Here is a 25,977-nt window from a genome sequence, read left to right as displayed (position 1 = left end):
AATGAGATCAGTTAAGTTCTATCTGATCAAAACGGTTAACCTGCCTGTGGTCACTCACTTCGTCTGGCTCGTCGCGAATCAGCTGCACCGTTTGCCAACCCGCTTCACGCGCGGCATCCAATTCCTGGCGAATATCAGACAAAAAGAGCAAATCCTGCGCCGGCAGCAGCAACTGGTCGGCAATACTTTGATAAGACGTTACTTCGCGCTTGGCACCGACGCGGGTGTCGAAATAGTCAGTGAACAGCGGCAGGAGATCCCCTTCTTCGCTGTAGCCAAATAGCAGTCTTTGCGCATCGACCGAGCCTGAAGAATAAACATAAAGTTTGATCCCCTGCTGCTGCCACTGCACCAACTGCGGCACGACGTCAGGATAAACGTGGCCGCGGAAATCCCCTTCGGTATAACCCGTGCGCCAGATAATGCCCTGCAACGTTTTCAGCGCCGGTGACTTCTCGTCTTTATCCATATAAACATACAGTTGGTCAACCAAGTCGACAATTTCTGCCTGCGGCTGGTTAATCTCTTCGCGCAATGCATCGAGCGCCTGCAGTACTTCCAAATCCTGTCCATGCCGGGTAATAAAATCGGCAAGGCGCGCTCTGGCATAAGGGAAAAGCACCTGATGCACGAAGCGGATGTCGGTTGTGGTCCCTTCAATATCAGTCACGATGGCACGGATCATTTAGCCTCCAACAGGCGAAGTTGCAGCTCACACTGGAATAAAAACTCCAGTCCTTCAAGATGACGGCGCGCGTGGGCAACAGTTTTGCCCCAACAGGTCAGGCCGTGTCCACGAACCAGAAAACCATAGTGTAGCGGATGAGACTGCGCCCATAAGGCAATCTCTGCTGCCAGAGCGGTAATATCCTGACTATTATCGAAAATTGGGATGATGACCGTATCAAGATGCGTGTGTTGGCCAGCCAAAGATTTCTGCATTTCATAGCCCTGCAATACCAGCCCGTCGCTGCGTTCAAGGCGGGACAACACGGTAGAATTTACCGAATGGGTGTGCAGCACCGCGCCAACTTCAGGAAACAACTGGTAAATCAGCGTATGTAACCCGGTTTCCGCAGACGGCCTTCTGCCGCTGGGTGCGTGGTTGGTCGCAATCTCGACGCGCAGAAAATCATCGCTGGTCAGCGTGCCTTTATCTTTACCGGATTCAGTAATCAGACAGTATTGATTATCTTCGCGCACCGACATATTGCCGCCAGTGGCCGGGCACCAGCCCTTGTCGCCAATCCAGCGGCAGGTAGCAAGCAAAGATTCCAAGGGGTTATTTTCGGTCATTGTTGTTCCCGCAAGCCATGCATTAAGGAAGTCCATCTCGCACTGATTCTACTTATTATGCTGATTCGCTATGAGCTAGACGATAAAAGCATTTAGCCGTTTAAACATCTAAGCGTCTCGATTGCCAAATATTATCATCGTGCGGTAGTATCAACCAATAGGTATCTATCATATTGGTATCGATGAGTACTATCACGATACGACTTTTTATCGCCCAGACAGCGACCGGAGCAAGAAAAGCCATGAGTACAGCAGCACTTATTCCACAGAGCAAACTGCCCGCATTAGGAACCAATATTTTCTCGCAAATGAGTGCGCTGGCGCAAAAGCATAATGCTATCAATCTGTCGCAGGGATTTCCCGATTTTGACGGCCCGGAGTATCTGCGCCAACAGCTGAGCGTGCACGTTGCGGCGGGGTCTAACCAGTACGCGCCAATGACCGGCACGCCTGCGCTGCGTAACGCGATCGCCGATAAAACCGAGCAGGCCTATGGCTATCGTCCCGATGCCGAAAGCGATATCACTATTACTTCAGGCGCTACCGAAGCGCTGTACATTGCCATCACCGCGCTGGTCTCGCAGGGTGATGAAGTAATAAGCTTCGATCCGAGCTATGACTGTTACGCCCCGGCGGTTCAACTGGCAGGCGGCATCAGCAGGCGTATTCAGCTTCAGCCGCCAGAGTTCAAGGTTGACTGGGCGCATTTCGCCGACCAAATCACCGATCGTACCAAAGTGATTATCATTAATACGCCGCACAATCCGACCGCGACTGCATGGAGCAAGCAGGATGTTGACCGACTGTGGCAAATCATCGCCGAACGCAATATTTTCGTGATAAGCGATGAAGTCTACGAACATATTTGCTTCGCCAAACAAGGCCATGCCAGCGTGCTGCTGCACCCGCAGCTGCGCCAGCGTGCGATTACCGTTTCTTCGTTCGGCAAGACCTTCCACATGACCGGCTGGCGTGTGGGTTACTGTCTGGCTCCTGCGGCAATCAGCGCCGAACTGCGTAAAATTCACCAGTTTCTGACCTTCGCAATCACCACGCCGGTACAGTTGGCACTGGCCGATATGTTACGCGAGCATCCCGAGCACTGGCAGGAACTGCCTGAATTTTATCAGGCCAAGCGCGATCGTTTGGCCCAGGGGCTGGCGAAAAGCCGTCTGAAAGTGCTGCCAAGCGAAGGCACCTATTTCCTGTTGGTGGATTACAGTGAAGTCTCTGATTTGGATGACGTTGCATTCTGTCAGTGGTTGGTTGAACATGTTGGGGTGGCCGCAATACCGCTGTCGGTATTCTGCGCCGAGCCTTTTCCCCATAAACTGGTCCGCCTGTGCTTTGCCAAGAAGGAAGCCACGCTGGACGCTGCCGCGGAGCGCCTGTGTCAACTTTAAAGATTTCGCTGTTGCAACAACCACTGGTTTGGCTGGACGGAGAAGCTAACCTGAAGCACTTCGACTCGCTGCTTGCACCGCTGGTTAATCGTGATTTAATCGTACTGCCGGAGATGTTTACCACCGGCTTCGCGATGCAGGCGCCGGAACGTGCATTGCCGGAATCTCGGGTGATCGAATGGCTGCATCAGTGGGCAAACAGGCTTAATGCCATGGTCGGTGGCAGCGTGGCGCTGTCGACGCCAAAAGGCGCAGTCAACCGTTTCCTGCTGGTTGAACCTCAGGGCAAGGTCCATTTTTACGACAAACGTCACCTGTTCCGCATGGCCGGAGAGCATAACTATTATGTCGCAGGTAAACGCCGGGAGATTGTCGAATGGCGCGGCTGGCGTATCCTGCCGCAGGTCTGTTATGACTTGCGCTTCCCGGTTTGGTCGCGCAACGGCCAGGATTACGATTTGGCGCTGTATGTCGCCAACTGGCCTGCTCGCCGCACTCATCACTGGCAAGCGCTGCTGACCGCCCGCGCGATTGAAAATCAGGCTTATGTTGCCGGTTGCAACCGCATTGGCGACGACGACAATGGCCACCATTACAGCGGCGACAGTCTGATCATCAACCCGCAGGGTGAAGTTTTGGCACGCGCCGAACCGAGTGCTGCGATGACTATCGAAGCAGAGCTCTCTCTGGAAGAGCTACAGGATTACCGCGAAGCCTTTCCCGCCTGGCGAGATGCAGACAGTTTCCTCCGCCACGAATAATTCAACTGATTAATTGCTGATAATTTCCTGATTATCAGCAAAATCCTTTGCCGTTAGCTGAACAATCAATAACAAGTTTTGATTCTGCTCATCATCCCTGAACGCCAATCTATAACCTTCAACAAATGTAAACTCACAATGCTTCAGGATAGCTGGTGTAATTCTTGCATTAAATACCCCCGTTAAAACATCTGACAGAGGGTAACTGATGACAATCACGTTTATTGCACACTCCACACCTGAACCTGCATTTTATGGTGCGCTGGCCGCGATACTTGCTGAGTTACGGGCGTTGCCGCTGTGCCACCTGCCGGTTAGTTACGACAGCAAACGCTTTATCAATGCTCGCCAATATATCTCTCCACAGGGACAGCAGATTGCCAGTGGCTTACTGTGGCTCGAGCGTTTGACTGGTCGCGGAGCCGGTGCTGAATTTGACATGGAATCTTTGATAAATCGGGCGCTTAGAGAAGATATTGTTGTCCCGCTAAATCAACCGCTTTCCTGCTCCTGCTATCAGGATATGTTGCAACAGATCCGCGAAAAAGACATCTCCATCGAGTCATTGCAGGTGGTGAAAAATCAGGACCGTTACCAGTTGGAAGACTGCGAAAGTGGCAAAGTACGCAGCAACGGCTGGGCGCGTGACAGCTTTGGCCGCTGGGTGCTCGGCTCAGTAACACAGCCGGTGATGCGCGGTGGAAAACATCTTCATTTGGCAATTTTAGGCGATGCCAGCGAGCATCGCGATAGCTATCCCGCCACACTCGCTGCACTGGGTGATGCCGCCGATGCACTGGCAATGAACATTCAGGTCACTTATATCCCGGCAAATTTAATGGGCAGCCAGCTCGAAAGTACGCTTTTCGATATTGACGGAATTATCTTGCCGGGCCTGGCGGTGCTAGGGTCGGAAAGCGTTCATACCAGTACCGCTAGCCAACTGGCGGTGGCGAAATGGGCGCTCGACAATCAAATGCCTGTACTGGGCATTAACGGCGGCATGCATATGATGGTGGCAGCGCTTGGCCAGAAAGTATTGGGAGACGAAGCGATCGCCCTGCCCGGCCCGTCAACACTGGGGGCGGTGCAATCCCGCCTGCCATTAATGGATGAGCCAGTGCGACAGGGAAATTACAAGGTAATGTTTAAGTCGGGCAGCAAGTTGGCAAAAGCCATGGGGAGAGAAGTGCAGATGCGCTATAACCAGCGCTGGCGGCTTAGTCCACATTTGCTGGACAAACTGTCGTGTGAGGGTTTGCAGGTAAGCGGCACCGATGAGTCAGGCCTGTCTGCCGAGTCGATTGAGCTTGAAAATCATCCGTTTTTTGTCGGCGTGCAGGGAAATCCCGAGCTGCAATCTCGCCGTGAACGTCCCCATCCGCTGCTGATGGCGTTCCTGCAACAGGTCCGCCAAAATAACAGAGAGCGGGACGTCAGCCACGATTCGTTGACTAAGAGTGTGCGGTTAAAGCATCCGTATTTCTTAATGGGTTAAACAAGGCGTTCAAAGTCACCGCTGCCAGGCAGGCGGCGCTTATCCCCGAATGCAGCAGAGTTTGTACCCAGTCCGGAAAGTGATCGTAGAAGGTAGGCATCACAATCGGGATCATCCCGAAAGCTATCGAAGTTGCCACCACCACCAGGTTCATATTGTCTTTGTAATCCACTTTCGACAATGTGCGGATCCCGCTGGCCGCCACCGATCCGAACAACACTACGCCAGCTCCGCCAAGCACGGGTGACGGAACCGATGCCACCATCGTGCCCAACTCTGGCAACAGCCCCAAAGCGATTAAAATTCCGCCTCCGGCCGCAACTACAAAACGACTTTTCACCCCCGTGAGTGCCACCAGCCCAATATTCTGGGCAAATGAACTCTGTGGAAATGAGTTAAATACCGGCGACAACGCGCTGCTCAGCATGTCCGCGCGTAGCCCTTTGGCGATGCGTTTTGAATCGACCGGCGAGCCGACGATCTCGCCGATCGCCACCAGACCAGCGGTAGTTTCAGTCAACAATACCAACACAATCAGTAACATGGAAAGAATTGCGGCGATATTAAACGTCGGTAAACCGTAAGCAAATGGCGACGGTATCGCCAATAATGGACCGTGACCCAGCTCTGAGAAATGTGTCTTGCCGAGAAACACCGCAACTACAGTAGCAAGCACCATGGCCAGCAACACCGCAACGCGGCTAATAGCCTGATTTCCAAAGCGGTTAAGTAGCAAGATCACTGCCAAAGTGAAAGCTGCCAGACCAATATTGCCGGTCGATCCCCAGTCTGCTGCGTGGGCATTGCCGCCCATCGCCCAACGCACCGCCACTGGCATCAATGACAAACCAATCACAGTCACTACCGTACCCGTAACTATTGGCGGGAAAAAACGGATGATTTGTGCGAAATAAGGCGCGATAAACAGACCAATCAATGATGAGACGATGACTGCGCCAAACACCTCTGGGAGACCACCGCCGCCGGTCACGATAGTGACCATGGTGGCTACACCCGCAAATGACACGCCCTGCACCAATGGCAGGCGCGCCCCCACTCCCGGCAAGCCCAGCGTTTGCAGCAGTGTTGCCAGCCCGCTAACAAACAGCGCGGCGGTGATAAGCATCCCGATTTGTGGAGCGCCCAAACCGGCGGCGCTACCAATAATCAGCGGCGGAGCAATGATACCGCCGTACATCGTCAGAATATGCTGCAAACCATAGGCAAAAGTTTTACCCGCCGGCAAACGGCAGTCTTCGGGGGCCTCACATGCGGCGTCGGGTCTGGAATCGTCTTTCATTGAGCCACTCCCCGCTGTCAGCTTCCGCGATAAGTTGAATAAGAATAAGGGCTGAGCAAGATAGGCAAATGATAATGCGCCTGATCGGCATAAATAATGACGTCAATAATCGCCAGGTTATAAAGAGTTTCACGACCTGTAGCCGCAAAATACTGACCGATGTCGGCATACAAACGATAATTACCCGCTTCTACGCCATTTGGCGTCAGGTCAGTCGCTCGCCCATCGTTGTCGGTGGCTGTTTCACTCATTTTCAGGCTGTGTGGACCGTCGATTTTCTCCAGCCAGACGCGAACCTGAGTTGCAGGTTTACCTAAAGAAGTATCAAGAATATGCGTGGTGATTTTGGTCATCAGTTAAATAACTCCTTAAAGCGCAGCACGGTTATCTGCTGTAACTGTTCGGCGGTTTCCTGCCATTCCTGCTGATCGCTGTTGTGTAAACGACGTTGCAAATGTTCAAGAATTTCAGCTGGCGTTCTGCCTTTGGCACGAATCAGAAACACTCGGTTAAAGCGCTGCTCGTACTGCTGATTGCCCGCAAGCAGGGCCTGAGTCGCTTGCTGTTCGAGTCCTAAAGATGCCTGCTCGGCGCGAGAAAGCGCGGCCTCTTTGCTTTCACCCGTCATCCGCTCACCAATCCGCGGATGCTGGGCCAGAGCGCCGCCGACTGCCGCTGACTGCCAACCGCTGCTGGCTTGAGTGGCAAAATCTACGGCATCATCGACAGAATTAAACGGGCGAGCGCTGCTCACCGCGTTTACCCACTGCGGGATATTCACGCAAGGGCTTAGCACGGCACGCACCTGCTCCGCTGACAGTGCATTAAATTCCTCTAAGGTCATCTTCGATCCCTGATTAATTTCTGAGTAATTGCAGATTTTTTACTGATTAAAGCTTAATACCGTATCGATATAGGCCTGCGTAGCGTAAGCCACGTCTTCAACAGTCACGGATTCATCCGGATGATGACTGATGCCATCCTTGCAGCGCACAAACAGCATGCCTACCGGCCAACGTTCGGCAATGGCGATAGCGTCATGCCCTGCTCCACTTGGCAATGGCATTGATGCGCCTTGCAGGGCCTCCACACTTTGCGCCAGTCGCTGTTGCAGGCTCGCATCACAAACCGTAGCCTGAATACCGTAAAACTGTTCAGCATTGAAAGTCAGGCCACGACGAGCGGCGATTTCTTTGGCTTTGTCCAGCAGCGTGGTCAGCAGTTCACCGAGCGCAACGTCTTCCGGCCCGCGCACATCGAGGGTCAGCTTGACTTCGCCGGGGATCACATTCACCGCGCCGGGGAAACTCTGGATATGTCCGACGGTTGCCACCAGATTTTTACCCCGCGCTGTCGTCAGGGTTTCAATGGCTACCATCCACTCAGCGGCGGCGGCCAGGGCATCCTGACGATGCCCCATCGGCACGGTTCCAGCGTGACCTGCATGCCCGATAAAACCGCAGTTAAGGCGGCGTGCGCCGTTGATTGCCGTTACCACGCCCAGCGGTAATTCGGCCGCCTGCAGGCAAGGACCCTGTTCGATATGCAGCTCAAGATAGGCACAGAAATCGTTGATATCGCGCTGTGAGGTTAAAATATCGGCTGGATTCAGCCCCAGACCGAGCATCGCCTCGGCGACAGAAATACCCTGCGCATCGGTGCGTTGCAGCCAGTCCTGTGGCCAAGTGCCGGTCAGACCGCGGCTTCCCAGCAGAGTGATGCCAAAACGCGTGCCTTCTTCGTCGGCAAAACCAACAATTTCCACCGCCATCGGCAGGCGAATGCCTTTCGCATGTAAATGCGTGACCACTTCAATCGCGGTAAGCACGCCCAGCGGGCCATCATAGCGACCCGCGTTGCGAACACTGTCGAGATGTGAGCCTAGCAGCAGCGCCGGAGCCTGCGAGTCAAGGCCTTCATAGCGCCCGCAAATATTCCCCACGCTGTCCTGCCAGGTCATCATGCCCACCGCGGCCATCCATTCGCCAACCAGCCGGTTAGCCTGAATATGCTGAGCGGAGAGATAAACGCGGGTCAGTTCGCCCGGAGTTTCGCTCAGTTCGGCCAGCGTGTCGCACCGTGCCATCACTCTGAGCGCCGCCTGCTCTGCTTCTGTACTCAATGGGATGGCTGCAATCATTACTGGCCTCCTGCCACGCTGGTATGAGTTGCCAGGGAATAGTGATCCCACGCCGCCTGAGAACCTGCGCCGTATTTAGAAGCGAAGCCCAGACGATTCAACACGGCTTCCAGCGCGACCAGAGTTTGCATCACACAGTCTTTGCGCGCGTTGTAACCCATGGTGCCGATACGCCAGATTTTGCCGCTCAGCGGGCCAAACGAGGTGCCGATCTCAATGCCGAAATCATTGAGCATAGTCGAACGAACCTGCTCGCCGTGCACGCCCTGCGGGATAACAACGCCAAGCACGTTATTCATACGGTGATTAAGGTCGCCAAATACCTCAAGCCCCATGCCCTGAATACCGGCCAGCAGCGCGTCGCCGTGCAGCTTGTGGCGCGCAATAGTGTTTTGCAGACCTTCTTCGAGGATCACGCGAGCGCATTCACGGGCGGCAAACAGCATGCTGGTCGCCTCGGTATGGTGGTTTAGGCGCTCAGGCCCCCAGTAGTCCATGATCATGCCGAGATCGAAATAATTGGAATAGATCATCTCTTCGTCGCCGTCGGCGTGATCGGCGGTGCGGATCCCCTCTTCAATGCACTTACGACGGCGGATCTGCTCTTCAAATTTTGGGCTGATGGTCACCGGCGAACTGCCAGACGGGCCGCCGAGACATTTCTGCAAACCGGCTGAAACTGCATCAATACCCCAGGCATCGGTTTCCAGCGCGTTTCCGGCAATCGACGCCGTAGCATCGCAGTAAAACAGCACGCCATGACGACGGCAAATTTCGCCCAGCTGTTCCAGCGGTTGCAGCATGGTGGTGGAGGTGTCGCCCTGCACAGTCAGCAGCCAGCGCGGTTTAACCGATTGAATTGCATCTTCAATCTGTTGCGGATCAAACACTTCGCCCCACGGCACTTCAATAGTGTGAACTTCAGCGCGGCAACGGCGAGCAATCTCGCACAGCAGATGGCCAAAGCGGCCAAATACCGGTACCAGCACTTTATCGCCCGGACGAATGCCAGACAGAAGCACGGCCTCGATTCCAGCGCGCGAGGTGCCGTCAATCAGGAAGCTCCACTGATTTTCGGTTTTGAACACCGCGCGATACAGCGCCATGACTTCATTCATGTAGTTGGTCATCGCCGGATCGTACTGGCCAAGCAGCTGGCTCGACATTGCTCGCAGCACGCGCGGGTCGGCGTTGATCGGGCCCGGCCCCATCAGCAGGCGGTTAGGCGGATTGATTTGACCTAATTTTGAGATGTCCACAGTAATTATCCTTTTTAATCAAAACATTATTAAATATCCAACATCATTCGAGATTCAGGCAGGCGGCATCTCAGTGCTTGCCCATTAACTGACTCTGCATCCTGAAAGATAAAGGATATTAGGAGGTGGCTTCGTTCAGGCCACGCACCGACGCAATAAACTGTTTAAATTCGGGAGTTTGCGGATTGGCAAACAGCGCCCGACTTTCGCCCTGCTCCCAGACGGTGCCCTGATGCATAAACACCACGCGGTCCCCGACTTCGCGGGCAAAATTCATTTCGTGTGTTACCAGCACCAGCGTCATACCTTCTGCCGCCAGCTGCTCCAACACTTTCAAGACTTCCCCCACCAGCTCGGGATCGAGCGCGGAGGTAATTTCATCACACAGTAAAACTTTGGGATTCATCGCCAGCGCGCGGGCAATGGCGACGCGCTGCTGCTGGCCGCCGGACAGATTAGCCGGATAATAATCCACGCGATCGGCAAGCCCGACCTTGGTCAGCATCTGAATCGCCAGCTCGCGGCATTCGGCGGCGCTTTTACCCAGCACCCGGCGCGGCGCCAGCATGACGTTTTCCAGCGCAGTCATGTGCGGGAACAGGTTGAAGTTCTGGAATACCATACCCACCGAACGGCTGATTTCACGCGCCTGTGAATCGCGACTGGAGATAGTCATGCCGCCGAGTTTAATGCTGCCGTCCTGATAGGCTTCGAGGCCGTTCATGCAGCGCAGCAGCGTACTTTTACCCGAGCCACTGCGGCCAATGATGCAAATCACCTCACCGCCTTCGATATCCAGATCCACGCCTTTCAGTACATGGTTCTGACCGTAATATTTTTGAACCTGATTTATAGTGATCAGCGGCATTACTTTTTATCTCCAAGCAATGTTCTTTCCAGATAGTGGCTGTAAAGAGAGAGTGGATAACACATCAGGAAATAGCCGCAGGCGACTAATCCAAAGACTTTAAACGGCTCGTAGGTCACGTTGTTAAGCATGGTTCCGGCCTTGGTCAGCTCGACAAAACCGATAATCGACGCCAGCGCGGTACCCTTGATGACCTGTACCAAAAATCCCACCGTCGGCGCGATGGCGATGCGCAGCGCCTGTGGAGCAATCACTCGCCACAGAGTTTGACCAAAACTCAGACCAAGGCAGCGGCACGCTTCCCACTGTCCTTTTGGCAAAGCATCAATACTGCCGGACCAGATATCGACCAGATACGCGCTGGAATAAAAGGTCAAGGCAAAGGCGGCGGCAGTCCACGGGCTGACGTTGATGCCAAACAGGCCCAGTCCGAAGAACGCCAGAAACAGCTGCATCAGCAGCGGTGTGCCCTGAAAAACTTCAACATAGACACGCACGACATTGACCAGCCAGCGGCGGCGCGTCAGGCGCATCAAAATGAGTGGAATAGTCACCACCGTGCCGCCAATAAACGCCACCAGCGACAGCATAATAGTCCAGCGCGCCGCGAGCAGCAGGTTGCGCAGAATGTCCCAGTCGGTAAAGGTCATCATCAGCTGTAACTCCCAAAGAAGCGGCGTCCGACGAGCAATAACAGCTGACGCATGGCAATCGACAGAGCCAGATAAAACAGCGTACAGACGAAATAAGTCTCGAAACTCAGGAAAGTGCGCGACTGGATCAGGCTGGCAACAAAGGTCAGCTCCTGATACGACACCTGCGACACCACCGACGATCCGAGCATCACGATAATGCACTGGCTCACCAGCGCCGGATAAATACGTTTCAACGACGGCGGCAAAATTACCCGAAAGAAAGTCTGGCTGCGGGTCAGGCCCAGCACGCGCCCGGCCTCCCACTGCCCTTTTGGCGTTGCCTGAATACCGGCGCGGATAATCTCGGTGCTGTATGCGCCGAGGTTAATCAGCATTGCCAGCAACGCAGCCTCACCGGCGGTCATTTTCAGACCCAGAGTCGGTAAACCAAACACGATAAAGAATAGCTGCACCACGAAAGGCGTGTTGCGGATAGCTTCCACATATACGCCCCACGCGCGTCGCAGTGCGACCTTGTTACCGCAGCGAATCGCCGCGCCAAGGATACCGATGGCAATACCACCGATAGTCGCCATGAATGTCAGCTCGATGGTGGTCCATAAACCGGCCAAAAGCTGTGGCAGATAGGGCCATAATGCTGTGAAATTAAGCTGATACGTCATGAAGATCCTCCGTTGCGCGCGACAGTTTTTTCATGGCAGATCAGGCACCCAGATTGGCTGGCAGTGGGGCTTTCATCCATTTTTCAGACAAAGTGTTTAAGGTTTTGTCCTGCAATGCCTGGTCGATCAACGCGTTAACTTTCGCCTTCAATGCCGGTTCGTCTTTACGCATGCCGATAAAGCACGGAGAGTCTTTCAGCAACACTTTGGATTCAGGCGCTTTCTGCGGGTTCTGACGGGCAATCGCCGCGACGACCAGATTACCGGTGGCGATAAACTCCACCTGACCTGACAGATAAGCAGACAGCGTGGTGTTGTTGTCTTCGTAACGTTCAATTTTGGCGTCTTTAGGTGCGATATCGCTTAATACCAAATCTTCTACGGCCCCACGAGTTACGCCGATAGATTTACCAGACAACTGCTTAACATCGCTGAGTGCGTCGCCTTTGGCACCAAATACGCCAAGGAAGAACGGCGCATAGGCCTTGCTGAAATCGATAACTTTTTCGCGCTCTGGATTTTTGCCCAGGCTAGAGATCACCAGGTCTACTTTGTCGGTCTGCAAATATGGCACGCGGTTGGCGCTGGATACTGGCACCAATTGCAACTTAAGTTTCATTTTGTCGGCCAGATAATGGGCCATGTCGATATCGTAGCCTTGCGGCTGCATATCGGTGCCAATCGAGCCGAACGGCGGGAAGTCCTGCGGGATCGCCACGCGCAGCACGCCACGTTGTTGAATATCTTGTAACTGATCGGCCAACACCAGCGGTGCCTGAACCATCAACATCGCTGCACCTACCCACGCCAACAACCGTTTGTTCATCTTCATTTACGACTCCCCGGGATTTAATAGTTTATGAAACGATAGATTCTTATTCCAGGCATTCTGCAACTAATGTGCCAAAAAATTAAAATAGCGCCGATGGCGCAGCAATACTGCGCTAGCTCAAGATTTACAAGGGGAAATAAGCAACGGACGTGAAACGAACTTTGCCCCGGAGTAGAGCAAAATGAGCAAACTCGAAAAAACATAGCGCACTTTTATTGTGCAAAAGCACCAATTCAGGGCTTTATTTTGATCTGTCTAGCGCTGTTCCAGCTCGTCCAGATCGTTATACAGGTCAGTTATCTGATGAATTCTCTGACGACCAGAGGCCAGCATTTCATGCAGCAAGGCGTTACTTAGTAAATTGGCGAGACTCATGGCGGCGGAGTAAGAGTCAAAGGCTGAAACACTGTCCAGCGAGGCGGCAAGATGCCAGCGCGCTAACGGGATCAATGATTGCGCCTGCGGTTCACAAATCAGCAGCACGGGAACATTCATTTGCTGCAGCTGGGTGAGAATCGCGCGGGCGGTGCGCGGGCGGCGACGGAAGGCGACAAAAACCACCACGTCTTGCGGCGTTAGATCAACCAACTCCTCGGACACCGTCTGGCCCGGCTGCGGCATCATGATCACCTGATTTCGCACCTGCAACAGCTGCTGGCGCAGGTGTAGAGCGACCGGATAGCTGTTACGCAATCCCAGCAAACGCACCTGTCGGGCCAGGCTTAGCGCGGTGATCACCGCAGTAAACTGGCTGCCGTCAATCTGGTTAATCCACTGCGTCAGGTTGGCCATTTCCTGCTTGTAATGACGTGACAGCAGCGTGTTGCCCTGCACCGCATCACGGCTGTCAGTCAACGGCATCCCGCTCTGGCGCAAAGTGCGCACTTCATCGCGCATGTCGCGATAGCTCGGGTAGCCGAGGCGTTTGAACAAGCGGCTGACGGTGGCTTTGGACACGCCGCTAAGCCGCGCCAGCTCGGCGCTGTTGTAGCTCATCAGGTCATCAATGTGATCGAAGATAAAATCGGCAACCCGCTGTTCCTGCGGCGTAAGCTCGGCGTAATATCCGCGCAGACGTTCATCGATCTGTTTCATTTGCTGTTTCCTGTAACCATCGTTTCAGCCGAAGATAACACGCCCAGTATTGGCTTGGGCAAATTAATTTTATCGGCTTTATCTCCTGCCGAGGTTCACATTTTTTAAATTTTTATCCATAAGGGGAGGATCTGGAACACCTCTTGCTTGTATGAATAGAGAAACGAATACAATCCGATTTTGAAAAGGAAGATGGCATGATTAACAGCAACAGCGCCCCGCTGGGTATGGCGGTTACCCCTCACCACCTCGCCAGCCAGAGTGCATTGGCGGTTCTGCGTGAGGGTGGCAATGCCATTGAGGCCATGGTAGCTGCCGCTGCCACCATTGCGGTGGTTTATCCGCACATGAATGGTCTTGGCGGAGATGGTTTCTGGTTAATCGTGCCGCCGCAGGGCAATCCGGTGGCTATCGACGCCAGCGGTGCCGCAGGCTCGCTAGCGTCGCTGGATTTTTATGCCGGCGAAAGCCACATTCCGCATCGCGGGCCAAAAGCTGCGTTGACAGTAGCAGGCACCGTTGGCGGCTGGCAGGAAGCGCTAAAGGTTTCAGCGGAATTCGGCGGCGAGCAAAAGCCGTTATCCCGATTACTGCGCGACGCCATTCGCTACGCGGCCGACGGTTTTCCAGTCACCGCCTCGCAGGAAGCGGCGACCCGTAGCAAGCGCCACGAACTGGAATTCATGCCATCGTTTGCCGAAGTCTTTGTGCCGCATGGGCACGTGCCATTGTGCGGGAGTCGTTTCACCCAACCGCGACTGGCCGCTACGCTGCTGCAATTATGCGACGAAGGGCTAGACAGTTTTTACCGCGGCTCGCTGGCTGACAGCATGGCCGCAGATATGCAAAAGCTCGGCATGCCGCTTACCCGTGATGACCTGGCCGACTATCATCCGCAGCGCCGCACGCCGCTGAAACTCAAACACAGTAAAGGCGAAATCTACAACCTCACACCGCCGACACAGGGTCTGGTCTCACTGGCCATTCTCGGCCTGACTGACCGCCTGAATCTTGAGGCGATGGACGAAGGCGCCACCATCCACAGCATTGTTGAAGCCACCAAGCTGGCATTTGGCCTGCGCGACCGCTTTATTACCGATCCGCGCATCATGTCTCAAGATGCACAGGCACTGCTCGACCCCGCCTACCTCGATGCGCTGGCGACGCGTATTAATCCTCATCGTGCCGCCGATTGGGGCAAAGGCAAGGGGCCGGGCGATACGGTATGGATGGGTGTGATGGACAGCAGCGGTTTGGCGGTGTCATTTATCCAGAGTATTTATCACGAATTCGGCAGCGGCGTTATTTTGCCGGACAGCGGCATCATGTGGCAAAACCGCGGTGCATCGTTCAGCCTTGATGCCGATCATTTGTTGGCTCTGGCTCCGGGCAAGCAACCCTTCCATACTTTGAATCCAGCCGCTGCGCGCCTTTACGACGGCCGCACCATGGTGTACGGCTCGATGGGTGGAGACGGCCAGCCACAGACACAGGCAGCCGTGTTTATCCGCCATATTATTCAGGGTAAATCGTTACAGGAAGCCATTAGCGGCCCGCGCTGGTTACTTGGCCGAACCTGGGGGCAAAGTTCAGATTCATTGAAACTTGAAAGCCGCTTCAGTCACGCAACGCTGGCTGGTTTACGTCAACGCGGTCACGACGTCGAGATGCTTCCTGAATTCAGCGAGGCCGTCGGCCATGCCGGGGCAATTATTCGCCATACCAACGGCATGTTCGAAGGCGCCTCCGATCCGCGCAGCAACGGCAGCGCAGCGGGTTTTTAATTTACAGAAGGGAGTGTTTACTCCCCAACCTTAGCCCTGCTCCAACGCAAAAGAGGCGGGGATCGATGAGAGGAAAATTTATGAAAGCGACACCTGCTGCAGCACCGGCCGACTGGGCGGCCTATATCAGCCAGATGGAAGCCGTGCTGGCTCTGGAACTGGACGACACGCGCCGTCAGGAGCTACTCAATCAGTTCACCCGTATCGCGCAAATGGCGCAGCCTTTGATGGACTTGCCGCTGGACCCGCGCCTGGAAATTGCCGGGGTTTATCACGCATGAAACCTTTACATCAGGCCAGCATTAGCGACATTCAGCAGGCAATCAAAAATGGTGAAGTTTCAGCCACCGAGATTGCCCGGCAAACCTTGGACAACATCGAGAAAGCCGATCCAGCGATCAACGCGTACACTCATGTCACTCATGCACGCATGCTCAGTGAAGCAGGCAAAATTGATAAACTGCGCGCCAGCGGTGCGACCTTACCGCCTTTGGCCGCAGTGCCTTACGCAGTGAAAAACCTGCTGGACGTTACCGGTCAGGTCACTCTGGCCGGGGCGAGCCTCAACAGCAGCAATCCGGTTGCCAAAGAAGATGCCTGGACGGTTTCGCGTCTGGCCGAACAAGGCGCGCTGCTGTCCGGTATGTTGAACATGGATGCCTACGCCTACGGTTTTACCACTGAAAACAGCCATTATGGCGCGACCCATAACCCGCGCGACCTCACACGCATTGCGGGTGGTTCTTCGGGAGGATCCGCCGCTGCGGTGGCCGCCGGACTGGTGCACTTTACACTCGGCAGCGATACCAACGGTTCGATTCGTGTCCCCTCTTCGCTCTCCGGCATTCTGGGCCTGAAACCCACTTTCGGGCGCATCTCCCGACGCGGTAGCCAGCCGTTTGTCGCCAGCCTGGATCATATCGGCCCGATGGCGCGCAGCAGCAGCGATCTTTCGCTGGTTTACGATGCCTTGCAGGCGTCTGATGCTGGTGACGCATTTCAGGCGCATAAGCCGAGCGTAGAAACTTTTTCACAGCTTTCTCGCGGTCAGCAAGGTTTGCGTACTGCCGTATTGGGCGGCTATTTCGATACCTGGTGTAACGATGATGCCAAAGCTGCTGTGAAACGTGTGGCACAGGCGCTGGAATCTCAGGAAGTAGTGGAAATGCCTCAGGCCGAACTCGCCCGTTCAGCGGCATTTATTATCACCGCTTCCGAGGGCGGTAATCAGTATTTGCCGTTGTTACGCACTATTCCCGAACAGTTTGAGCCGCTGTCGCGCGAGCGTTTGCTGGCCGGGGCGATGATCCCTTCAGCCTGGTACGTGCAGGCGCAGCGTTTCCGCCACCAGTTCCAGCAGCAAGTTCTGCCGATGTTTGAACACTGGGATATTTTGATCGCCCCTTCCACTCCGTGTCCGGCGACAATCATTGGTCAAGAAAGCATTGAAATCAACGGCGTTTCGCTGCCAACGCGCGCCAGCATGGGCATGCTCGCTCAACCCATTTCATTCCTCGGCCTGCCGGTAGTTTCGGTGCCATTAACAACTGCCAATGGGCTGCCGATTGGTTTACAGTTGATAGCCCCGCCGTGGCGCGAAGATTTATGCCTGCGCGCGGCCTGGGCATTGGAACAACAGGGGATCGTCAGTGCCAGCGCTTCGCTGGTTGGCTGATAAAGTGTTTTTAAATGAGCATCGAGAAAAAAATGAAAAGTGAAAATATCGATCGTCCGGCGATCCTGGCAGAAGTGAATGCGGCTTTTTATCGTTACGAGCAGGCGCTTATCACTAACGATACTGTGGTATTAGATGAACTTTTTTGGCATGACCCACGCACTGTTCGCTTTGGGGCCGGTGAGAACTTGTATGGCATCGACCAGATCCGTGAGTTTCGCGCCTCACGTCCGGCGCAGGGTCTGGATCGCAGTCTGCAAAACACGGTGATCACGACTTATGGCGACGATATGGCGATCGCCAGCACCGAGTTTCGTCGTGAAGGCAGCGATAAAACTGGCCGCCAGATGCAGACTTGGATCAAAATGCCCAGCGGCTGGCGGATAGTGGCAGCACACGTGAGCCTGATGATCTAAATTCCTATTTTTATATAAAAGTCAGGGATTTAAACCCCCTTCCCTCCGCCTGCGGGGGAAGGCTGGAATGTGGGAGCAAACGACTCAGAGCTTATCCAGCAACAGGTCTATCGCCATTAACATTCCTGACGAGCCAAAAGCCTGTTGCGGGCTTTCTTCGATGGCCAGCAACGTACTGGCCCGCGCGGCTGCCGGTGAATTCTCAGGTACGATGGCGATAACCTGTGCGCCGGAACTGACCGCAAGCCGCGCTATCTCGGCTAATCCCTGGTTTTCAGTGCCCACCGAAAGTATCAATACCGCCTGCTGCGCCGTCAGACCAGTCGCGCTCAGCCGCATCAATTCTGCATCATGAAAAGCATAAGCCGGATGACCCGCGCGCAGTAATCGACTCTGCAACTCGCTGGCAAACAGCGTACAACGGCTTTCGGCCGAGAAAATATACACTCCCTTAATTGCCGCTGAAATTGTTGCTGCTGCCTGCAAAAATGCCTGTTCGTCAAAAGCTGCCAGTTGACGATTTGCCTGCTGCTGACGTTGAATAATATTTTGCTGCCATGATTCAGAACCTAAAGCGGCAGATTTTACCGGCTGAGCCGCCATATATTGCGAACCCACCGCGCTGGCCTGCGCGAGTTTCATTCGCAGATCGCGAATATCGTCGCAGCCCATAGATTTTGCGAAACGGGTAATGGTCGCCGGACTCACTCCAGCCTGCGAGGCAAGCTGCTCAATGGTGGCCGAAGAGGCAAAAGCAACATCGTCGAGGATCGCCTGTGCGACCTTGCTTTCCTGTTGGCTGAGCTGATTTTGCTGCGCGCGTATTTGATAAATAATATCGCCAATGTCTTCGTAGCCGATTGATTTAGCAAACCGACGCATCATCTCGGCACTGACACCGGGCAATTTACCCAGCGAAGTCGCGGAAGCAAAAGCGATGTCTGTCCCGCCAGGCACGGGTTTCGAGACCAGCGTATTTGACGCTGGCGGCGAATGCTGTGCCCGCATGTGAGTCATAAAATCATTAATATCCTGACAACCCAACGACTTAGCGAAAATCGCTACCGTCGCGGTGCTCACTCCTGCGCGCGCCGCCAATTGCTCCAGCGTGGCAGCAGAGGCGAAAGCCGGGTTTTCGAGAATAACCTTGCCGACCTTTTTTTCCTGCCGGCTGAAGGTTCCCTGCAAGAATTGAATTTGATAAACAATATCCACTGCTAAGTTGCCCTTGTTCATTCATCGGCTGGTGACGACGTGCTGCATCTACCCTGATAATCCGCATAATTTTCGCACAGCGTCGTCTCTAAGCTCAGACTAGCAAAATGAAAATAATTTTCAAAGGGATTATCTAACTATTATTTCGATTTGCTTTTAGATACATCATAAAAACACAACCAATTGATAAATATATAATTTAATAAAACCATTAAACTTGCCGACGCAAAAATAAATCGCAGATCACAATCATGAAAAAAAATTTCACTCACATATTCAACCTATCCAACTGTTTTATATGATTTTTATTCAAAGTCATAATTAAAACCTATGAATTAGCCTATTTACTTCACCTCTCGCCTGGCGTTTTATATTTCCACGGCCACTGAATCCTACAAATGAGAAAATGAATTATGCAAAAGATTTTCCTATGCTGCGCCGCCGGTATGTCTACCAGTATGCTGGTGCAAAAAATGAAAAGTGAGGCCAATAAGCGTCAATTATCTATCGACATTGAAGCGGTTCCGGTTGCCGAATTCGAGAGAATTATTTCTTTGGCGGATATCGTTTTACTTGGCCCACAGGTTAAATATGAACACGCTCGCTTATCTGATATTGCCGCCACTCACGGCAAACGGGTTGAAGTCATTAATATGATGGATTACGGCACCATGCGCGGCGATAAAGTATTAGATCAAGCTTTGAGCCATATTTCCTGACCTCTGATTAATTAGATAATAAAACTTACCTATTTTCAGACAAAAGATAATGACGCCACTGTTCAAGGAGCTTTTGTGACGCTGGAAAATTTAATATTAGAAAGCGCAGATTTAGAAAATAAGCTGATGGAATTATTAGTGCAGGCAGGTAGCGCGCGCAGCGCATTATTGAGTGCCCTGCGCGAGGCTAGAGGAGGTGAAATTAGTAATGCACTGATTCTGGTAGACGAGGCTAAATTATTTATATCTGCTGCGCACAAAATACAAACTGAATTAATTGGTCTGGATGAAGGAACAGGGAAAATCCCCGTGAGTCTGATTCTGGTTCATGCGCAGGATCACTTGATGAACGCCATGCTTATTCAGGAACTCGCCAGCGATATGATTGAACTGTATCGCCGTAACCCACAAGGAAATTGAGATGACCAAGATAACCGTTATCGGCGGTGGCAGCAGCTATACGCCCGAACTTGTCGATGGACTTATTCAGCATCACGGTGAAATCGGCTTAAGCGAACTCGCACTGGTTGACGTAGAAGCCGGACGAGAAAAGGTGCAAATTATTGCCGACCTGACACGGCGAATGTTTACTCGCAACGGACTTGAGCAAGTCAAAGTTACAGTGCATTTTTCACTGGAGGAGGCGATAAGCGGTGCCAGCTTTGTTTTGACTCAACTGCGCGTCGGACAGCTCGCCGCCCGCGCAGCGGATGAACGGCTAGGTCTTAAATTCAACATGTTGGGTCAGGAAACCACCGGCGTCGGCGGCTTTGCCAAGGCGCTGCGCACTATACCGGTGATGCTGGATATCGCCGACGCGGTGGAAAAGTTTGCGCCAAATGCCTGGATTATAAACTTTACCAACCCTGCGGGCATTGTTACCGAAGCCGTTAGCCGCCATAGCAAGGCTAAAATCATCGGGCTTTGTAACGTGCCAGTGAACATGCATCACATGGTCGCCAATATGCTCAAGGCGGCTTATGAAGATGTCGAGCTACGTTTTGCCGGACTCAACCATATGGTGTGGGTGCATCAGGTGACTTTGCGCGGAGAAGATGTCACCGAGTCGGTGATTGAGCGACTGTGCAACGGTGAAACGCTAACTATGAACAACATTAAAGATACTCCCTGGCCACCGGCTTTCCTGCGCGCGCTGGGCGCAATCCCTTGCCCTTATCATCGCTATTTTTATCAGACCGAGGCGATGCTGGCCGAGGAGTTTACAGTGGCTGCCGAGCGCGGCACTCGCGCCGAGCAGGTGATGAAGGTGGAAGCCGAGCTGTTTAAACTGTATGCCGATCCCAATTTGGCTGAAAAACCCGAACAGCTTAATTTTCGCGGTGGGGCTTTTTATTCCGAAGTAGCCGTCGAACTGATCCGCGCCATTCACGGTAATTCCGGTAAAGTGTTAGTGGTCAATACGCAAAATAAGGGGGCAATTGCAGGACTTCCTTTTGATGCGGTTGTTGAAACTAACTGTGTTATTGATGCACAGGGCGCTCACCCTTTGTCATTTGGTCCTCTGCCGTTGGCTATGAATGGACTAACTCAGCAGATAAAGGATTTTGAACGCCTGACTATTGAAGCCGCCGTAAAAGGCTGCAGGAAAAGTGCAATATTGGCGCTGGTTACTAATCCATTAATTGGCAATGCCAATATTGCAGAAGAAATGCTTGAAGAAGTACTCACACTTAATCGTCGTTACTTACCGCAGTTTAATTAATACTTTTACCAAAATATTTCGATTCGCAGAAAGGCGGTCACTACATGGCTACTCAACGGCTGACTCTACTAATTAGCTGAGGTGAAGACAAGAAACCTACCAATCTGCGGATTGAAATATAAAGATAAAAGAAAGGGGGGACTATGGCTAATATAAATACACTAATAGAGCGTTACGTATTACCGGCTGCATTAAAAATAGCCGGACAGAAACATATATTATCCGTTCGCGATGGTATTATTCTTAACATGCCGTTTATGCTGATTGGATCGTTCTTTCTTATTTTTGCCTATCTCCCCTTCCCTAGCTATGCCAATTTCATGGGGGATTTATTCGGGGCAGCATGGCGCGATAAGCTGCTTTATCCTGTTAAAGCCACCTACGATATTATGGCAATTATCTCCAGCTTCGGTATTGCCTATCGGCTGGCAGAAAAGTATCGCGGGCTGGACCCATTAAGTACAGGCGCTGTATCCCTGGTGGCCTTTCTGCTGACCATTCCACAGCATACTTTATTTGCTCCAGTGGTTGGCGCAGAAGCCATGATGGTGAAAGGCGTACTGCCCATGAATTTTATCGGCAGTCAGGGCCTGTTTGTGGCAATTCTCATTGCGCTGCTTTCCACCGAGATCTACCGTTTTGTACACAATCGAGACCTGGTGATCACTATGCCCGAGGGTGTTCCGCCTGCAGTGGCAAAATCGTTTCTCAGTCTGGTGCCGGGCTTTTGCGTATTAGCGGTAGTGCTGGCGCTGAGGCTGATTGTCGAGGCCACGCCGTTCGGCGATATTAATACCATGATCGCCACGATTATCGGCATTCCGATGCATCACATTGGCGGCACTCTGCCGGGCATGATTTTCTCGGTAGTTCTCATCGGGCTGCTATGGACGCTGGGGTTGCACGGAGATGCCATCGTGCTGGTATTTATCCAGCCGATTTGGCTGTCGAATATGTCCGAGAACCTGACTGCGTTTCAAAATAACCAGCCGATTCCGCACATTATTACCCAGCAATTTTATGATTTATGGATAGCGCCGGGAGGAACCGGGGCACTGTTGGGATTAGTGATTTTTATGCTGATCCGCAGTCGCAGTGCGCAGATGAAACAGCTGGGGCGCATCGCTGCACCGGGCTGCCTGTTTAATATCAGTGAACCGATGGTGTTTGGTATTCCGCTGGTAATGAACCCGTATTTCTTCCTGCCGTTTATCCTTACGCCGGTGGTGCTGGTGATCGTCACCTACACCGCGATGGCGACCGGCTTGGTCACGCCGCCAGTGGGCATTGCTTTACCGTTTACTACGCCGATTTTCATCAGCGGCTATCTGGCAACCGGCGGGCATATTTCCGGCACGGTTATTCAGGTGGTGAATCTGGCTATCTCGATGGTAATTTACTACCCGTTCTTCCGCGTATGGGACAAACAGAAATATCGCGAAGAGCAGCAGCACATTTCCACTCAGGCGGCTCAGGCTCAGGCCGAAGTGAATGGCAAAGTCACGGTAGGGTAAAGTGATTGCAGGCCGAGAGCTTATAAACACTCGGCCTGTAAAGCATCAGGCTTGCTCTCGCCTCAGCTTCTGATGCTGTTCGAGCTCATAATCAATAAATGCGCCGATCATTGTGCGGTAAACTTTCTCAATAATTTCTTCGGGCAATCCTTCATCGGCGGCTTTGATACACACTTTATCGAGCACCTGCTGAACGCGATCGGGCGCGCGCACGTCAGCGTGGTCGGTTTTAAACGCCGCAGCGGCCTTAACACATTTTCCGCGCTGGGCGATCAGTCTGACCAGTTCATTATCAAGTTGGTCGATCTGATTTCTGACATCCTGAATTGACGAAAACTCCACTTAATGATCTCCATAGCTAGTACATGAGTTCGTTAGATTACAGGCAATTCGGGTTAAATCTAGTATTAAATCGAAGGGCAAAAGCGAGGCCTACGGCTCTGCCTATCCAGCCCTTCATTGAAAAGGCTATTAAAATAAGCAGAGCGTGTTTAGCTTTGGAGGATCGGGATGATTTACTTCACCGGATGATGCTTAACCCAGTGATCGGCGATTTCCTGGCGTTTACAGACCCACACTCGGTCATGTGATTCAACGTAATCCAGGAAACGCTGCAAGGCACGAAAACGCCCCGGTCGGCCCAAAATGCGGCAATGCATGCCGATTGACATCATTTTTGGCGAGGTTTCCCCTTCGGCGTAAAGCACGTCAAAACTGTCTTTCAGATAAGTATAAAACTGCTCACCGGTATTGAAACCCTGCGGCGAGGCGAAGCGCATGTCGTTGGTTTCAAGAGTATAAGGGATAACAAGGTGCTGGCGGATTTCGCCGGAATCCAGCTTTACCGGCGTCCAGAACGGCAGATCATCGCCATAATAATCGCTGTCATATTGAAAACTACCGTGCTCGGCCACCAGCTTGCGAGTGTTTGGACTATCGCGACCGGTGTACCAGCCCAGCGGTTTTTTGCCAAACAGATCGCCCAGAATTGCCACGGCTTTCTGCATATGCTCGACTTCTTGCTGCTGACTCATATCTTGATAGTGAATCCAGCGCCAGCCGTGGCTTACTACGTCGTAATCCGCCTGCTTAATCGCTTCTACCACTTCAGGATTACGCGCCAGCGCCATCGCCACGCCAAACACCGTTAACGGCAGACCTCGTTTTTGAAACTCTTGATGGATACGCCAGAAACCGGCACGAGAACCGTATTCATACAAAGAATCCATCGACATATGGCGGTCCGGGAAACTCGCGGCACCAATAATATCGGAAAGAAACTGCTCGGAACCGGCATCGCCGTGCAGAACATTATTTTCGCCACCCTCTTCATAATTAAGCACAAACTGCACGGCAATGCGCGCATCGTTCGGCCATTGGGCGTGAGGAGGACGGCCAGCATAGCCAATCAAATCGCGTGGGTAATCCTGGGTGAAACTGTAATCAATATCAGACATAAGATTCTCTGCTTGTTGCCAGTTATTAGGGTCTTAAATGGCTTTATAGGGTCTGCCAATCAGTTATTCAGACCTTTAAAGCGCCCGGAAAGGGGTTTGGAAATCGGATAATCGAGGTCACCAAATTTACTGGTGGTCAGACGCAGAGCATGCAGGGATTCAATCAGGCGCACTGCAGCACTCACGCCGTCGATCACCGGAATACCCAGTTCCAGGGTCAGCTCTTGCGCCAAATCGGCCATGCCACCGCAGCCAAGAACAATTGCTCCGCTGCCATCATGTTGTTTAGCTTTAATACATTGGTCACGGACTTTCTGCTGTGCGATTCCGCTGCCATCATCCAAAGATAATACTGGAAGATCAATCGCATGAAGGGCTGCACAGTGACGCTCAAAACCGTATTGATGCAAAAGATGACGGGCAATCACCAGAGTGCGTGGCAAAGTTGTAACCACAGAAAAACGCGTCGCCACGAGTGTCGCCATGTGCATCGCAGCTTCGGCAATGCCCACCACCGGTGCTCGGGCAATTTCACGCGCGGCGAACAATCCAGGATCGCCAAAACAGGCAATAATGTGCCCGTCAACGCCCGCTTCGCGCCCTGCCTTGACCTGCTGTAGAACGCCAATCGCTGCAATCGCCTCATCAAAATGCCCCTCAATCGAGGGCGCGCCCTCTTCTGGGCATACAGCGAGGATTTCAGTTCCCGGCGCAGCAACCTGACGCGCGGTTGCAGCCATCACTTCGGTCATACCAATACTGGTATTAGGATTGATTAATTGTATACACAGCGAACGGGGGAAGGATTCGGCCATTACTGCACTTCCTTATCGTGGGTCTGCGGCATCGCAATGCTGGAAAACATCTGCGTAAAGTCGGGTGTCGGGCCTTCGTTGTTCTCAAAACGCAGGCTGGCAACGATATTGTCAAAATGGCGGGCCATTTTATCCGCGAGCGCCGGAGCATCACGTTTTTTAAGCAGATCTAAAAGATCGTCGTGATCGTGGCAACGACATCCCTGCTGCCACGGAGCGCCCCAGGCGGCGATCGCAAGCGAGGATCGCAACGTCAGCTGGGAAACAGTCTCGGTTAACACTTTATTGCCCGAAATCGCCTGTAACTGCACATGAAAAGCGGCCGAAAGGCGGATCGCCGCTGTACCGTCGCGATCTTCGTGGGCTTTCTTCTCTTCACTCACGATCTTCTTCATGGCTGCCAGATGTGTTGACTGGCAGTGCGCAACAACTTCGCTCATGTTGGCGCACTCTAAAATCTTGCGTGTAGTAAAGACGCTGCGTGATTCTTCTGCATCAGGAACCGTGACGTGCGCACCACGTTTGGGCAAAAGTGTCACCAGCTGCACTGCGGCAAGGCGTTGTAGCACGCGACGGATCCCGGTACGACTCACGGAAAACGCTTCAGCCAACGCTTCTTCAGGCAGTTTGTTGCCCGGTAAAAGTTTATGTTCAACGATCGATTTTACCAATGCGTTGTAAATGTGGTCGTCCTTATCCTCAGTAAAGTAAGCCGTATTCAGGCCATTCCAGCTGGTCATCGTCACTACTCCGTATACCGAACATATAACTTATCGTATACATGAAATTCTTTTTTTGTATACAAAAAATGAGATTTGGCCTAATTCCTGCAATGAACATTTGAATGGTTAATTTTTTGGATTGCCGGACACCGGCCTCTCTTCTTTCA

The 25,977-nt window shown here is 52.8% G+C and carries 29 protein-coding genes; 11 read left to right on the top strand and 18 right to left on the bottom strand.

The features are described from left to right. Positions 1 to 7: 7 nt before the first annotated feature. Both mtnC and AB3G37_RS05115 read right to left on the bottom strand, forming a co-directional pair. Complete coding sequence (gene mtnC / locus AB3G37_RS05120) at positions 8 to 685, bottom strand: acireductone synthase (RefSeq protein WP_369789907.1); 678 nt, start codon at positions 683 to 685, stop codon at positions 8 to 10. Continuing rightward, positions 682 to 1,296, bottom strand: coding sequence for a methylthioribulose 1-phosphate dehydratase (locus AB3G37_RS05115; protein WP_369789906.1), 615 nt, complete (start codon positions 1,294 to 1,296; stop codon positions 682 to 684). The genes mtnC and AB3G37_RS05115 overlap by 4 nt, the downstream gene beginning before the upstream one ends. A 242-nt stretch (positions 1,297 to 1,538) precedes the next feature. On the opposite strand from AB3G37_RS05115, the gene AB3G37_RS05110 reads away from it, so the two are divergent. Then, entirely contained in the window at positions 1,539 to 2,699 is a 1,161-nt protein-coding gene (locus AB3G37_RS05110) for a pyridoxal phosphate-dependent aminotransferase (RefSeq protein WP_369789905.1), read from the top strand. Then, positions 2,687 to 3,460: an amidohydrolase gene (locus AB3G37_RS05105; protein ID WP_009638197.1), complete on the top strand. Its 774-nt coding sequence runs from the start codon at positions 2,687 to 2,689 to the stop codon at positions 3,458 to 3,460. The genes AB3G37_RS05110 and AB3G37_RS05105 overlap by 13 nt, the downstream gene beginning before the upstream one ends. A 9-nt stretch (positions 3,461 to 3,469) precedes the next feature. Here AB3G37_RS05105 and AB3G37_RS05100 read toward each other — a convergent pair whose 3' ends face one another. After that, positions 3,470 to 3,679, bottom strand: a complete 210-nt coding sequence (locus tag AB3G37_RS05100) for a hypothetical protein (RefSeq protein ID WP_369789904.1) — start codon at positions 3,677 to 3,679, stop codon at positions 3,470 to 3,472. Here AB3G37_RS05100 and AB3G37_RS05095 point away from each other — a divergent pair. Next, positions 3,669 to 4,958 (top strand): gamma-glutamyl-gamma-aminobutyrate hydrolase family protein, encoded by a 1,290-nt coding sequence (locus tag AB3G37_RS05095; RefSeq protein ID WP_369789903.1) that lies wholly within the window; start codon positions 3,669 to 3,671, stop codon positions 4,956 to 4,958. The genes AB3G37_RS05100 and AB3G37_RS05095 overlap by 11 nt on opposite strands. On the opposite strand, the gene AB3G37_RS05090 is transcribed toward AB3G37_RS05095, so the two are convergent. The 10 genes from AB3G37_RS05090 to AB3G37_RS05045 form a co-directional block, all read right to left on the bottom strand. Beyond that, positions 4,915 to 6,258, bottom strand: coding sequence for a nucleobase:cation symporter-2 family protein (locus tag AB3G37_RS05090; protein ID WP_369789902.1), 1,344 nt, complete (start codon positions 6,256 to 6,258; stop codon positions 4,915 to 4,917). The genes AB3G37_RS05095 and AB3G37_RS05090 overlap by 44 nt on opposite strands. Positions 6,259 to 6,275: 17 nt before the next feature. Then, positions 6,276 to 6,611, bottom strand: coding sequence for a hydroxyisourate hydrolase (gene uraH / locus AB3G37_RS05085; RefSeq protein ID WP_009638194.1), 336 nt, complete (start codon positions 6,609 to 6,611; stop codon positions 6,276 to 6,278). After that, positions 6,611 to 7,102: a 2-oxo-4-hydroxy-4-carboxy-5-ureidoimidazoline decarboxylase gene (gene uraD / locus AB3G37_RS05080; RefSeq protein WP_369789901.1), complete on the bottom strand. Its 492-nt coding sequence runs from the start codon at positions 7,100 to 7,102 to the stop codon at positions 6,611 to 6,613. The genes uraH and uraD overlap by 1 nt, the downstream gene beginning before the upstream one ends. 39 nt (positions 7,103 to 7,141) lie before the next feature. Then, entirely contained in the window at positions 7,142 to 8,398 is a 1,257-nt protein-coding gene (gene hpxK / locus AB3G37_RS05075; protein ID WP_369789900.1) for an allantoate amidohydrolase, read from the bottom strand. Then, a complete protein-coding gene (locus AB3G37_RS05070) occupies positions 8,398 to 9,609 on the bottom strand; it encodes an alanine--glyoxylate aminotransferase family protein (RefSeq protein ID WP_369790895.1) in 1,212 nt (403 codons plus the stop codon). The genes hpxK and AB3G37_RS05070 overlap by 1 nt, the downstream gene beginning before the upstream one ends. 166 nt (positions 9,610 to 9,775) lie before the next feature. Beyond that, positions 9,776 to 10,525, bottom strand: coding sequence for an amino acid ABC transporter ATP-binding protein (locus AB3G37_RS05065; RefSeq protein WP_009638190.1), 750 nt, complete (start codon positions 10,523 to 10,525; stop codon positions 9,776 to 9,778). Next, entirely contained in the window at positions 10,525 to 11,175 is a 651-nt protein-coding gene (locus AB3G37_RS05060) for an amino acid ABC transporter permease (protein WP_369790894.1), read from the bottom strand. Before AB3G37_RS05060 ends, AB3G37_RS05065 begins: the two co-directional genes overlap by 1 nt. A gap of 2 nt (positions 11,176 to 11,177) precedes the next feature. Then, the gene (locus AB3G37_RS05055) at positions 11,178 to 11,843 is read right to left on the bottom strand and encodes an amino acid ABC transporter permease (RefSeq protein ID WP_009638188.1); all 666 of its coding nucleotides are present in this window, start codon (positions 11,841 to 11,843) and stop codon (positions 11,178 to 11,180) included. Between the two features lie 40 nt (positions 11,844 to 11,883). After that, entirely contained in the window at positions 11,884 to 12,675 is a 792-nt protein-coding gene (locus AB3G37_RS05050) for a transporter substrate-binding domain-containing protein (protein WP_009638187.1), read from the bottom strand. Between the two features lie 255 nt (positions 12,676 to 12,930). Next, positions 12,931 to 13,770, bottom strand: coding sequence for a MurR/RpiR family transcriptional regulator (locus AB3G37_RS05045; protein WP_009638186.1), 840 nt, complete (start codon positions 13,768 to 13,770; stop codon positions 12,931 to 12,933). Between the two features lie 197 nt (positions 13,771 to 13,967). On the opposite strand from AB3G37_RS05045, the gene AB3G37_RS05040 reads away from it, so the two are divergent. The 4 genes from AB3G37_RS05040 to hpxZ all read left to right on the top strand — a co-directional run bounded on the left by AB3G37_RS05040 (position 13,968) and on the right by hpxZ (position 17,645). Beyond that, entirely contained in the window at positions 13,968 to 15,554 is a 1,587-nt protein-coding gene (locus tag AB3G37_RS05040; protein ID WP_369789899.1) for a gamma-glutamyltransferase family protein, read from the top strand. Between the two features lie 80 nt (positions 15,555 to 15,634). Further along, positions 15,635 to 15,835 carry an oxalurate catabolism protein HpxX gene (gene hpxX / locus AB3G37_RS05035; protein WP_009638184.1) on the top strand — a complete coding sequence of 67 codons (201 nt, stop codon included), beginning with the start codon at positions 15,635 to 15,637 and terminating at the stop codon, positions 15,833 to 15,835. After that, entirely contained in the window at positions 15,832 to 17,229 is a 1,398-nt protein-coding gene (locus tag AB3G37_RS05030; protein WP_369789898.1) for an AtzE family amidohydrolase, read from the top strand. Before hpxX ends, AB3G37_RS05030 begins: the two co-directional genes overlap by 4 nt. 32 nt (positions 17,230 to 17,261) lie before the next feature. Continuing rightward, positions 17,262 to 17,645 (top strand): oxalurate catabolism protein HpxZ, encoded by a 384-nt coding sequence (gene hpxZ / locus AB3G37_RS05025; RefSeq protein WP_009638182.1) that lies wholly within the window; start codon positions 17,262 to 17,264, stop codon positions 17,643 to 17,645. A gap of 84 nt (positions 17,646 to 17,729) precedes the next feature. Here the strand turns inward: hpxZ and AB3G37_RS05020 are convergent, their stop codons facing one another. Continuing rightward, positions 17,730 to 18,881, bottom strand: a complete 1,152-nt coding sequence (locus AB3G37_RS05020; RefSeq protein WP_369789897.1) for a MurR/RpiR family transcriptional regulator — start codon at positions 18,879 to 18,881, stop codon at positions 17,730 to 17,732. A gap of 392 nt (positions 18,882 to 19,273) precedes the next feature. Between AB3G37_RS05020 and AB3G37_RS05015 the strand changes: the two genes are divergently transcribed. The 4 genes from AB3G37_RS05015 (at position 19,274) to celB (ending at position 22,816) form a co-directional block, all read left to right on the top strand. Further along, entirely contained in the window at positions 19,274 to 19,579 is a 306-nt protein-coding gene (locus tag AB3G37_RS05015; protein ID WP_009638180.1) for a PTS sugar transporter subunit IIB, read from the top strand. A gap of 126 nt (positions 19,580 to 19,705) precedes the next feature. Continuing rightward, positions 19,706 to 19,999 (top strand): PTS lactose/cellobiose transporter subunit IIA, encoded by a 294-nt coding sequence (locus AB3G37_RS05010; RefSeq protein ID WP_369790893.1) that lies wholly within the window; start codon positions 19,706 to 19,708, stop codon positions 19,997 to 19,999. Further along, positions 19,995 to 21,302, top strand: coding sequence for a 6-phospho-beta-glucosidase (locus tag AB3G37_RS05005; protein WP_192807958.1), 1,308 nt, complete (start codon positions 19,995 to 19,997; stop codon positions 21,300 to 21,302). Before AB3G37_RS05010 ends, AB3G37_RS05005 begins: the two co-directional genes overlap by 5 nt. A gap of 143 nt (positions 21,303 to 21,445) precedes the next feature. Then, a complete protein-coding gene (gene celB, locus AB3G37_RS05000; RefSeq protein WP_369789896.1) occupies positions 21,446 to 22,816 on the top strand; it encodes a PTS cellobiose transporter subunit IIC in 1,371 nt (456 codons plus the stop codon). 45 nt (positions 22,817 to 22,861) lie between these two features. Here the strand turns inward: celB and AB3G37_RS04995 are convergent, their stop codons facing one another. From AB3G37_RS04995 to AB3G37_RS04980, 4 genes are all read right to left on the bottom strand, one after another. Continuing rightward, entirely contained in the window at positions 22,862 to 23,158 is a 297-nt protein-coding gene (locus tag AB3G37_RS04995) for a chorismate mutase (RefSeq protein WP_369789895.1), read from the bottom strand. 173 nt (positions 23,159 to 23,331) lie between these two features. Further along, on the bottom strand, positions 23,332 to 24,273 hold the full coding sequence (gene puuE / locus AB3G37_RS04990) for an allantoinase PuuE (RefSeq protein WP_369789894.1): 942 nt from the start codon (positions 24,271 to 24,273) through the stop codon (positions 23,332 to 23,334). Positions 24,274 to 24,332: 59 nt separating this feature from the next. Further along, on the bottom strand, positions 24,333 to 25,088 hold the full coding sequence (locus AB3G37_RS04985; RefSeq protein WP_369789893.1) for an aspartate/glutamate racemase family protein: 756 nt from the start codon (positions 25,086 to 25,088) through the stop codon (positions 24,333 to 24,335). After that, the gene (locus AB3G37_RS04980) at positions 25,088 to 25,828 is read right to left on the bottom strand and encodes a GntR family transcriptional regulator (RefSeq protein ID WP_369789892.1); all 741 of its coding nucleotides are present in this window, start codon (positions 25,826 to 25,828) and stop codon (positions 25,088 to 25,090) included. Before AB3G37_RS04980 ends, AB3G37_RS04985 begins: the two co-directional genes overlap by 1 nt. Between the last annotated feature and the right edge of the window lie 149 nt (positions 25,829 to 25,977).

It is taken from the genome of Rouxiella sp. WC2420 (assembly GCF_041200025.1).
In the GTDB taxonomy this organism is placed as follows: Bacteria; Pseudomonadota; Gammaproteobacteria; order Enterobacterales; family Enterobacteriaceae; genus Rouxiella.
The sequence above is the reverse complement of the archived record's forward strand: the minus strand, read 5'-3'. Positions and strand labels throughout refer to the sequence as shown.